This window comes from Candidatus Blastococcus massiliensis AP3 (assembly GCF_000582785.1).
Taxonomy (GTDB): Bacteria; Actinomycetota; Actinomycetes; order Mycobacteriales; family Geodermatophilaceae; genus Blastococcus; species Blastococcus massiliensis.
The window spans coordinates 373,547-381,346 of the sequence record NZ_HG931175.1; the positions used below are offsets into that span (position 1 = coordinate 373,547).

Sequence of the window (7,800 nt, forward strand, 5' to 3'; positions counted from 1 at the left end):
CGGCGGGCGGCAGGGCGGCCCGCGCGGCCGCTCCCGCCGGGGCTGAGCCCGGCCACCCGGGCGGGATCGCGGTCCAGCCGGTGTGCTGCGGCCGCCGCCCGGGTAGGCCCGCGGTCCAGGACTCGACCGACCCAGGCGGAAGAGGGACGCGGGATGACCACGAGCACGGGTGACCAGGACGTCGTCGACATCCTCACGACCGACCACCACGAGGTGATGACACTCGTCGGCCAGATCCCCGGCGCGGCTCCGGACCAGCGCCGCGAGATGGCCGACACGATCATCGCCGAGCTCATGCGGCACGCCGTCGCCGAGGAGATGTTCGTCTACCCGGCCATGCGCGACCACCTCCCCGATGGCGCGCGCCGGGTCGAGCACGATCTCGAGGAGCACCAGGAGCTCGTCGAGGTCATGAAGGAGCTCGAGGGCATCGACTCCGCCGACCCACGGTTCCTGGAGACCCTCGGCCGGCTCGAGCAGATCCTGCGCGACCACGTGCAGGACGAGGAGAGCGAGCAGTTCCCCCTCCTCCGCACCCATCTCTCGCGGGAGCAGCTGGTGGAGATCGGCACGAAGGTCGAGCTCGCGAAGAAGGCGGCTCCCACCCGGCCGCACCCGAGCGCCCCGCACAGCGAGCTCTTCCACAAGACGCTCGGTCCGGGTGTCGGGCTCGTCGACCGGCTCCGCGACAAGCTGACCGGGCGACCGAACTCGCTCTGAGCCGCGTCAGTCCAGCAGCGGCTGCAGGTTCTCCTGCCAGACGTCCCAGCCGACCCGGGCGATCAGCGCGGTGACGACGACGAGGAACGCGACGCGGATGAAGCCGCTGCCCCGCGCGGTCGCCGTGCGGGCGCCCAGGTAGCCGCCCACCATGTTCGCCACGCCGAGGAGCAGGCCCAGCCCCCAGTAGACCGAGCCGTGCGGCACGAAGAACAGCAGCGCCCCGAGGTTGGTCGCGCAGTTGACGATCTTGGCCTTGGCGCTGGCCTCGAGGAACGCGTAGCCCAGCAGCGAGACCGTGGCGAAGACGAGGAACGAGCCGGTGCCCGGCCCGAGGATGCCGTCGTAGAAGCCGATGACGGCGCCGATCCCCGCCGCCGTCCCGTGGTGCCGCCGCCCGCTGTGCCGCAGCGCGGTGACGCCCCCCAGCGCCGGCCGCAGGATCGTGAACGCGCCGATGCCGATCAGCGCGACGACGATCACCGGCTTGAACACCGCGGCCGGCAGCAGGGCGGCCACCGACGCACCGGCGAAGCTGCCGACCAGGGCGATCGCCGCCATGGGCAGCGCGGTGCGCAGGTCGGGGCGCACGCGGCGGTAGTAGGTGACGGCGCTGGTCGTCGTTCCGGCGATCGAGCCGAGCTTGTTCGTCGCGAGCGCCTCGACCGGGCTGATCCCGGGCACCAGCAGCAGCGCGGGCAGCTGCACCAGCCCGCCCCCGCCGACGACGGCGTCGATGAACCCGGCGGCCAGGCCGGCGAGCAGGACCAGGAGCAGGGTCGTCGTCGCCAACCCCTCGGGCAGCAGATCCACCGCCAGCAGGTCGGTCATCGCTCTCCTTCCGGCCCGCCGTCCGTTCCGGCGGCCGTGCGCCGCCCACCTCACCACGACAGGTCGGCCAGGCGGTGCACCGCCCTAGGCTGGGCGCGTGGAGGTCTGGTTCAACCCCTCGTGCTCCAAGTCCCGCATCGCCCGCGACCGGCTCGACGAGGCCGGGATCGAGTACACGCTGCGCCGCTACCTCGAGCAGCCGCCGACCGAGGCGGAGCTGCGGGAGGCACTGGGCGCCCTGGGCCTGGAGCCGTGGGACATCACCCGGGCGGCCGATCCGCTGGCCCGGGAGCTCGGTGTCCGCGACCTGCCCCGGGACCGGGAGGCCTGGATCCGCCTCCTGGTCGCGCATCCGGCGCTGATCCAGCGGCCGATCGTCCTGTCCGGGGACGGCCGCGCGTGGGTGGCCCGGGACGACGAGACGCTGCGCGAGGTCACCGCTCCCTGAGGACGGCTGACGAGGGTGATGGCATCGGGCCGGCTGTTCGTCGCGGACTCACCCAGAAGGCGGCTCCACGGACACCTGCGTGCGCATCGTGGAGGTCTCGCTTCGGCGTCAACCGGGCTGCGACCTGAAGCGGCCTGCTGGTCGGCCCCCAGGATGGTCGCGTGACCGCTCGCGGCTGGGCTGTGCCCCTTGCGCTGCTCGTCCTCGCCACGTCCGCGTGCGGCAGCAACGATCACGAGCGACTGCTGACGGGTGACGATCACGGCCGCCTGCAGGCAGGGTGGGAGCGCGACGAGGGGGTCCCGTCATCCGTGATCCGGATCTACGAGGGCGACACCCACTGCGACATGGACAGTGCCCTGATCCTGGAGATCCACTGGCCGCTCGACGACGGCAGCACCGAGGGCGCCGGGCACTCGTTCGTGCGCGACCCCGACGGTGTCTTCGCCGAGCGCACCCGTGGATCGTTCGTTCCCGATGCCGAGCTGCCCGACGACGCGATCCCGACCGGCTGGGAGCACGGCACCGGGGTCGAGCTGTGGCTGGCGAACAACCTCTCGACGGCCTACGCCGTGGACAGTGACACGGTCGAGGCGTGGCCGGCCCTCACGAGCGGCTGGATCTGCGCGTGAGCGACCCGGGCGGCGCTGACCGCCCTCACGAGGCGTCGGCCCAGGAGCGGACGACCGCCACGTCGAGCGGGAAGTCGACCGGGAAGGACCCGAACAGCAGCCGGCCCGCCTCGGCTGCCGCCGCCCGCACCGCGTCGCCGACCTCGGTCACCAGGGACTCGGGCGCGTGCACCACCACCTCGTCGTGCAGGAAGAAGACGAGGTGCGGCCGGGCGTCCAGCGGCCCCTCGCCCAGCGCCCACAACCGGTTGCGCAGGTCGGCCAGCCAGCACAGCGCCCACTCGGCCGCCGTCCCCTGGACGACGAAGTTGCGGGTGAACCGGCCCCACGCGCGGCGCTGCCGGCCGTCGTCCTGGCGCGAGCCGCCGTCGTCGGGGGGCTCGCCGAGGTCCACGGGGCGGTCCGCCCAGCCGGCTCCGGGGAGCGGCGAGCCGCGGCCGAGCAGGGTGCGCACCACGTCCCCCCGCTCCCCCGCCCGCGCCGCCTCCTCCACCACGCCGATCGCCCGCGGATAGCGGCGGGCCAGCCGCGGCATCATCCGGCCGCTCTCGCCGCGGGTCCCCCCGTACAGCGCGCCGAGCATGCCGACCTTGGCCTCGGCGCGGGTCCCGACGACGCCCGCCGTCACGATCCCCTGGTAGAGGTCGGCGCCGCGAGCCGCCTCGGCCATCGCGGTGTCCCCGCTCATCCCGGCGAGCACCCGCGGTTCGAGCTGCGCGACGTCGGCGACGACGAACCGCCAGCCCTCGTCGGCGATCGCGGCGGGGCGGACCTGGGTGGGCATCGACAGCGCTCCGCCACCGTTGGACGCCCACCGCCCGGTGACGACGCCGCCCGGCACGAACCACGAACGGAACCGGCCCTCGCGCACCCAGGCGTCCAGCCACGACCAGCCGTTGGCCGTCATCAGCCGGGAGAGCTTGCGGTACTCCAGCAGCGCCGGCATCGCGGGGTGGTCCAGTTGCTCGAGGGTCCAGGAGCGGGTGTCGCTCACCGGCAGCCCGGCGGCCTGCAACGCGCGCAGCAGGTCCGCGGGCGAGTCCGGGTTGAGATCCGGCGCCCCCAGTGCCGCCCGCGCCTCCCCGGCGAGCCGCTCCAGCACCGCCGGCCGTTGCCCGCCCCCCGGTCGCGGGCCGAGCAGCGCGGTCAGCAGCCGGTCGTGGACGTCGGCGCGCCAGGGCAGCCCGGTGTGCGTCATCTCGGCGGCCACGAGGGCCCCGGAGGACTCCGCGGCGAGCAGGAGCTCGAGCCGCCACCGCTCCGCGGACGCCGCCACCACCGTCCGCTGCCGGTCGTGCTCCGCGACGGGGTCGAGCCGGTCGGCCGGATCGGCCGGCGGAAAGAGCCCCGGATCGACGGCGGTGACCGGCTGCAGCGCGTCCCAGCCGGGTGTCTCGTCGGACGCCAGCAGGTCCTGGTCGGCCGAGGGCGACCTCCGCAGCAGCGCGTGGCACAGCCGCAGGTCGGTGCACCGGGCCACGCGGACGCCCCGCTCCAGCAGGCCCGGGTACCAACGGGTCGTGTCGTCCCAGACCCAGCGCACCGCCCGGCCCGCGGCCTCGCGCTCGGCGACGAACCGCGGCAGGTCGGCCGCCGGCAGTTGCACCGTCGCGTCGTCCTCCCGGACCTCGACGCCCTCGCCGCGCCGCACGAGAACGATCCGGTCCACGCGGGCAGTCTCGTCCACGGGTGCGACAGCCGGCGTCGGACGGCAGGCCTGACCGCGACCGCACCGGGTACCGCCCATCCATGGATACCGTCTCGATGGGAAAGGCCGGCCTGCAGGGCTGGCGGGCCAGGGTCGCCGATGCGGTCGCCGACCCGGTGGCGAAGCGCTCGGGCCTCACCGGCGACCAGGTGCGCGCGGTCCTGGGAGCGGCGTTCTTCGTCCTCTCGGTCGTCTACGTCGTCCAGACGGTGCGGGAGCTGCGGCGCGGCTGACACGGCGACCGGTTAGCGTGCGGCATGGCTGTCGATCCCCGTGGCACGGACCTCAAGCGCTATCTGCAGGAGGATCCGGGCGGACCCGTCGTGATGCTCAACCTGCTCCGCTACGCCGACGGCGGCAGGGAGTCCTACGCGCAGTACGCCGAGGCCCTGCGCACGACGTTCCTCCCGCGCTACGGAGGAGAGATCCTCTACGCCGGGGAGGGCTCCACCGCCCTGGTCGCCGAGGCCGGCCAGGACTGGGACTCGGTGCTGCTCATCCGCTATCCCTCCCGCCAGGCCTTCAGCCGGATGGTCGCCGATCCGGAGTACCAGCAGGTCACCGGGCTGCGGACCGGAGCGCTCACCGAAGCGGTGCTCCAGGCCACCGCCCCCTGGTGAGGCAAGCCTAACCTCGGCTGGCCTAGGGTTCCGGTCATGAGCGAGCCACGACCGCGGGACCCCGACCGTCCGGCCCGCAAGCGGGCCCCGCGCATCGGCGAGGTGGTGCGCACGTCGCGCATCACCCCGCACATGATCCGGGTCGTCCTCGGGGGCGAGGGCCTCGCCGGTTTCCCCGCCGGCGAGTTCACCGACCACTACGTGAAGCTCCTCTTCCGGCCCCCGGGCGCCTCCTACGACGTCCCGTTCGACGTCGAGCAGGTGCGCGCCGAGCTGCCGGCCGAGCAGTGGTCGGTCACCCGCACGTACACGGTCCGGGCCTGGGATCCCGCCTCCGGGGAGCTGACGATCGACTTCGTCCACCACGGCGACGAGGGCGTGGCCGGGCCCTGGGCGGCGTCGGCCCGGCCCGGCGACCGGATCCAGTTCATGGGGCCGGGCGGCGCCTACGGCCCCCGGCCGGACGCCGACTGGCACCTGCTCGCCGGTGACGAGGCCGCGCTCCCGGCCATCGCCGCCACCCTCGACCGACTCCCCCCGGACGCCCGGGCACTGGTCTTCGTCGAGGTCGCGGGGCCCGAGGACGAGCAGGGCGACCTCCGCCTCTCCCCCGGCATCGAGCTGCGCTGGCTCCACCGGGGGGACGGCGCACCGGGGGCGGCCCTCGTCGAGGCGGTACGCGACGCGGAGCTGCCCGAGGGCACCGGGCACCTCTTCGTGCACGGCGAGGCGCACGCCGTGCGGGAGTTGCGCCGGCACCTCCGCGAGCTGCGCGGACTCGCCCCCGCGTGGACGTCGATCTCCGGCTACTGGCGGCGCGGGGCGACCGAGGACGGCTGGCAGGCGAGCAAGCGGGAGTGGAACGCGCAGATCGAGGCCGAGGAGGCACCCGCACCCGCGTGAGCAGCGGGCGGGGCGCCGCCCGGGTGAGCCGTCTGACAAGCTCGGGGCACCGACCCCCACAGCAACAGGAGGACCCGTGCGCGCCGCTCAGATCTCCACCCTCGACGGCCCCCGGGCGATCCAGGTCGTCGACGTACCCGAGCCCGAGGCCGCGGACAAGGTCCTCATCGAGGTGCACGCCGCCGGGGTCACCTACCCCGAGGTGCTGCAGAGCCGCGGCGAGTACCAGCTGAAGCCGCCGCTGCCGTTCATCCCGGGCAGCGAGGTGGCGGGCGTCGTCCGCTCGGCGCCCGAGGGCAGCGGATTCTCCCCCGGACAGCGCGTCGCGGCGTTCCCCTCGCTCGGGGGCTTCGCCGAGGTGGTGGCCGCCGCACCCTCGATGGTGTTCGCTCTCCCGGACGGGACGAGCTTCGAGCAGGGCGCCGCCCTGCCCATGAACTACCTGACGATGCACTTCGCGCTCCGCCGCCGCGGTCAGCTGCGCGAGGGCGAGACCGTGCTCGTGCACGGCGCCGCCGGCGGCCTCGGGACGGCGGCCGTCCAGCTGGCGAAGGCCTACGGCGCCCGCGTCGTCGCGGTCGTCTCCAGCGACGCCAAGGGCGAGGTCGCCCGGGCGGCCGGGGCCGACGACGTCGTGCCCTCCGAGGGGTTCCGCGACGCCGTGAAGGAGCTCACCGGCGGCCGCGGCGTCGACCTGATCGTGGATCCCGTGGGTGGCGACCGGTTCACCGACTCGCTGCGCAGCCTCGGCCGGGAGGGCCGCATCCTGGTGCTCGGCTTCACCGGCGGGGAGATCCCGACGGTGAAGGTGAACCGGCTGCTGCTCAACAACGTGTCCGTCGTCGGCGTCGGCTGGGGCGCCTTCTGGTCCGGCAGCGCGCCCGGCTTCCCGCAGGAGCAGTGGCAGGAGCTCTACCCCCTGCTCGAGGGCGGCAAGCTGGACCCGGTCCTCGGCACCGTGCACCCGCTCGAGGACGTCGTCGCGGCCGTCACGGAGCTCGACGAGCGCCGGGCCGCGGGCAAGGTCCTCCTCCGCGTCCGCGGCTGACCCGCCCCGGCTGCGGCGTCACTCCCCCAGGAGCCGCCGCAGCCGGCGGGCGGGCAGGCACGCGAGCACGCCGGGCAGCCGCAGCGCGCCCTGCGCCAGGCGCATCCCGAACCGCAGCAGGTCCGGCCACTCGGCCGGCCGGGGCTGAGCCGGCCCGGCGGGCCGGGGAGGCCGCGCCGGCTGCGCCGCGGGCGACGGCTCCGCCCCGGCCCGGGTCTCGACGGGCGCGGGGGCCAGCCAGTCCATGGCCGGCGAGCTGCGGCGCGGGGCGCGCAGCGACGCGAACGACGGGATGGGCGGAGCGACCGGCGAGTCCCCCTCGCCCCCCTGTCCACGACGGGTCGTCGACACGGCGAGCTCCTCCAGTGGCTGGGGCGGACGGGAACCGGGATGCGTCGGCTGAACGCGGCCGGTGAGTTCGACACTAGCCGCGGCACCGCGCGGCGGCGCGACCCCGGGGGAAGCCCCGGAGGGCCACCCCCGAGGGCGGACGTCAGCGGTAGTTCACGTGCACGTGGTCCATGTGGTTGGCCGTGGCGCTGCCCCGGTTCTCCATCGCCTTCCAGGAGCCGCCCGGCGAGCTGAGCATCCGCTGCTTCCAGATGATGTAGTCCACGCCGAGCTCGTTCCAGTGGGCGATGTGGTAGGCGGCGATCGCGTCGCCGAGCGCACCGTCGGACATGACCATGTAGTCGAGCGCCTTGCCGGAGGGGTGTCCCCCGGGATCGGCCGCGCTCGCGCGGGTGCCGCCGAGGGTGATGGAACCGGCGCCCGGCACGTTGCTGACCACCGCGTTGGCGGCCGCCTGGACGCTCGCCGCGATCGGTCCGGCGCTGTTGCTGATCCGGGCGACGACCCGCGCGGCGACGGAGCCGGCAGCCGTCCGCGGG

At 74.7% G+C, this 7,800-nt stretch carries 10 protein-coding genes and 1 pseudogene; 7 read left to right on the top strand and 4 right to left on the bottom strand.

The genetic code is table 11. The features are described from left to right. Positions 1–153: 153 nt before the first annotated feature. Positions 154–720 carry a hemerythrin domain-containing protein gene (locus BN344_RS15950; RefSeq protein WP_040340014.1) on the top strand — a complete coding sequence of 189 codons (567 nt, stop codon included), beginning with the start codon at positions 154–156 and terminating at the stop codon, positions 718–720. A 6-nt stretch (positions 721–726) separates the two neighbouring features. Here the strand turns inward: BN344_RS15950 and BN344_RS15955 are convergent, their stop codons facing one another. Then, on the bottom strand, positions 727–1,551 hold the full coding sequence (locus BN344_RS15955) for a sulfite exporter TauE/SafE family protein (protein WP_051516022.1): 825 nt from the start codon (positions 1,549–1,551) through the stop codon (positions 727–729). A gap of 97 nt (positions 1,552–1,648) precedes the next feature. Between BN344_RS15955 and BN344_RS15960 the strand changes: the two genes are divergently transcribed. After that, a complete protein-coding gene (locus tag BN344_RS15960; RefSeq protein WP_040339540.1) occupies positions 1,649–1,999 on the top strand; it encodes an ArsC/Spx/MgsR family protein in 351 nt (116 codons plus the stop codon). 161 nt (positions 2,000–2,160) lie between these two features. After that, the gene (locus BN344_RS15965) at positions 2,161–2,631 is read left to right on the top strand and encodes a hypothetical protein (protein ID WP_155858919.1); all 471 of its coding nucleotides are present in this window, start codon (positions 2,161–2,163) and stop codon (positions 2,629–2,631) included. Positions 2,632–2,656: 25 nt separating this feature from the next. On the opposite strand, the gene BN344_RS15970 is transcribed toward BN344_RS15965, so the two are convergent. Continuing rightward, positions 2,657–4,300: a bifunctional 3'-5' exonuclease/DNA polymerase gene (locus BN344_RS15970; RefSeq protein ID WP_040339542.1), complete on the bottom strand. Its 1,644-nt coding sequence runs from the start codon at positions 4,298–4,300 to the stop codon at positions 2,657–2,659. Between the two features lie 80 nt (positions 4,301–4,380). Here BN344_RS15970 and BN344_RS15975 point away from each other — a divergent pair, with 80 nt between their 5' ends. From BN344_RS15975 to BN344_RS15990, 4 genes are all read left to right on the top strand, one after another. Beyond that, positions 4,381–4,572 (top strand): hypothetical protein, encoded by a 192-nt coding sequence (locus tag BN344_RS15975; protein WP_040339543.1) that lies wholly within the window; start codon positions 4,381–4,383, stop codon positions 4,570–4,572. A gap of 24 nt (positions 4,573–4,596) precedes the next feature. Beyond that, entirely contained in the window at positions 4,597–4,959 is a 363-nt protein-coding gene (locus tag BN344_RS15980; RefSeq protein WP_040339544.1) for a DUF1330 domain-containing protein, read from the top strand. Positions 4,960–4,995: 36 nt separating this feature from the next. Beyond that, positions 4,996–5,862, top strand: a complete 867-nt coding sequence (locus BN344_RS15985) for a siderophore-interacting protein (protein ID WP_040339545.1) — start codon at positions 4,996–4,998, stop codon at positions 5,860–5,862. Positions 5,863–5,938: 76 nt separating this feature from the next. Next, entirely contained in the window at positions 5,939–6,910 is a 972-nt protein-coding gene (locus BN344_RS15990) for an NADPH:quinone oxidoreductase family protein (RefSeq protein WP_040339546.1), read from the top strand. Positions 6,911–6,928: 18 nt separating this feature from the next. Here the strand turns inward: BN344_RS15990 and BN344_RS15995 are convergent, their stop codons facing one another. Together BN344_RS15995 and BN344_RS20840 are read right to left on the bottom strand one after the other, a co-directional pair. Then, positions 6,929–7,261 (bottom strand): hypothetical protein, encoded by a 333-nt coding sequence (locus BN344_RS15995; RefSeq protein WP_040339547.1) that lies wholly within the window; start codon positions 7,259–7,261, stop codon positions 6,929–6,931. A 142-nt stretch (positions 7,262–7,403) separates the two neighbouring features. Beyond that, positions 7,404–7,800 (bottom strand): annotated as a pseudogene (locus BN344_RS20840) (hypothetical protein); the annotation flags it as partial.

Coding starts and splice junctions, on each gene's coding strand:
- BN344_RS15955 (WP_051516022.1), bottom strand. CDS start 1,551: ATGACCGACCTGCTGGCGGTGGATCTGCTGCCCGAGGGGTTGGCGACG.
- BN344_RS15985 (WP_040339545.1), top strand. CDS start 4,996: ATGAGCGAGCCACGACCGCGGGACCCCGACCGTCCGGCCCGCAAGCGG.
- BN344_RS15980 (WP_040339544.1), top strand. CDS start 4,597: ATGGCTGTCGATCCCCGTGGCACGGACCTCAAGCGCTATCTGCAGGAG.
- BN344_RS15975 (WP_040339543.1), top strand. CDS start 4,381: ATGGATACCGTCTCGATGGGAAAGGCCGGCCTGCAGGGCTGGCGGGCC.
- BN344_RS15950 (WP_040340014.1), top strand. CDS start 154: ATGACCACGAGCACGGGTGACCAGGACGTCGTCGACATCCTCACGACC.